This window comes from Campylobacter sp. 10_1_50 (assembly GCF_000238755.1).
Lineage (GTDB): Bacteria > Campylobacterota > Campylobacteria > Campylobacterales > Campylobacteraceae > Campylobacter_A > Campylobacter_A concisus_R.
This window is the reverse complement of record NZ_JH414892.1, coordinates 1-1974: the sequence shown is the minus strand read 5'-3', so window position 1 is coordinate 1974 and position 1974 is coordinate 1. Positions and strand designations below refer to the sequence as shown.

The 1974-nt window shown below is 36.4% G+C and carries 1 protein-coding gene; it reads left to right on the top strand.

Annotated features, from left to right (window positions below; all coding sequences use genetic code 11):
- Positions 1–1914 (top strand): methyl-accepting chemotaxis protein (locus HMPREF1019_RS09615; protein ID WP_009295554.1); only part of this gene is annotated, 1914 nt, incomplete at its 5' end.
- Positions 1915–1974 lie beyond the last annotated feature (60 nt).

Below are 1974 nucleotides of genomic sequence, written 5' to 3'. Positions count from 1 at the left end.
ATGGCTTGCTTTGTTTTCTACACGTCACATGTCTTAGAGCGTGAGATCAAGGATGGAGTAGTAACTACTGTTAAACAAAATGTCGCTCTTGCAATGGATACGGTTGAACTATTTAACAAGGACAATGTTAATAATGCAGAGACGTTAATGAGCGTCTTTAAAGAGTTGGTTGGAAAAATCTCAGTTGATCATCAGATGAGTAAGACTGGCAATTACGAAGCACTTGAACTAGTCTCTCAAAGCGGTATTTTAAATAACAACTACGATATTATCGATAAATTTGGTAGAGCATCAAATGGCGGAATTTCAACCGTTTTTGCAAAATCAGGCGATAGCTTTTTAAGAGTAAGTACTGCCGTAACACAGCCAGATGGTAGCAAAGCTGTCGGCACACTACTAGATAAAAATAGTCCAGTTTATAAAAATGCAATAAACAAAGAACGATATGTAGGTGTTGTAAATTTATTTGGTCGCAACTATATGAGCATATATGAGCCTATTGTTAATGGTAATGACGTTATAGGAATTTTGTATGTTGGTTACGACTTCACAAACGGTCTAGAGGATCTTAAAAAGACATTTGCTTCTATGAAGCTAGGTGAGCATGGATACTTCTCTATCTTTAATACAAAGACTAATAAATTTGATATCCACCCAAATCAAGCTGGTAAAGAGCTAAGTGGTGAGCTAAAAGCTACTATGGATAACATCACAAAAGAGAGAGAAGGTGCTAAGCTTGTTGTAGCTGATGGAGTTGAAAGAATAGCAGCATTTAAACCATTTGACAAACTAGACTGGATTTTGCTTGGTTCAGCTATTACAGATGATTTTTTAACACCTCTAAAAGTAGTTAGTAAAAACTTCATTATTGCAAGCATTATAGTTACATTGCTTCTTATAATAGTATCTATATTACTACTTAAAAAGATGGTTGCAAATCCTATTGATAGATTAGGAGCAAATTTAAATGCTATAACATCTGACTTTACGCTTAAAATCCCAATCTACGGCAAAGATGAGATTGCTAAGATAAGCAATGATATAAATGATTTTATAGAGAGAATAAGAGTACTTATAAGTGACACTAAAAATCTTTCAAATGAAAACAGCTCAGTCGCAAATGAGCTAAGCTCTACATCTCTTCAAACAGGTAAACGCGTAGAAGAGTCAACTCAAATAGTAGAAGAGACAAATCAAAGATGTAAAGTAATGCAAGAGAATATGAAAGAGTCACTAGCAGTTGCTCAAGCTGGCAAAGATGATCTTCAAAAGGCAAGCAATCATATAAAAACAGCTACTGAAGCTATCAAATCTCTATCGTCTCAGATCGTAGACTCTGCCAATGTAGAAAATCAAATGGCTGGCAAGATCGAGCAGCTTAGCCGTGATGCTGAGCAGGTTAAATCAGTCCTTGTAGTTATCAACGATATCGCAGATCAAACAAACCTACTTGCACTTAATGCAGCCATTGAAGCAGCAAGAGCTGGCGAGCATGGACGCGGCTTTGCAGTTGTAGCTGATGAAGTTAGACAGCTAGCTGAGAGAACTCAAAAATCTCTAACAGAGATAAACGCAACTATCAACGTTATCGTCCAAGCGATAAATGATAGCAGCGAGCAAATGGGTATCAACTCTAAACAAATTCAAGAGCTAACCCATGTGGCAAGTGACGTTGAAAAGACTATAAATAATATGAGCGAAACGATGAATAACGCCATAGCGATGTCAGATAAGACTATGCAAGACTACATCGCAACTGGTAAAAACGTAAATGAGATCATGGATGGCATCTCAGAGATCAATCAAATTTCATCTGAAAATGCTAGAAGCGTCGAAGAGATAGCTTCTGCAGCTGAACATCTAAATAAGATGACAGATGCACTAAATACAAAACTAAGCGTCTTTAGAACTTAAGTTTTTAACTCTTAAATTTAATGTTTTAGGTCTGGCGAGAGCTAGACCTTTTTAAATTTA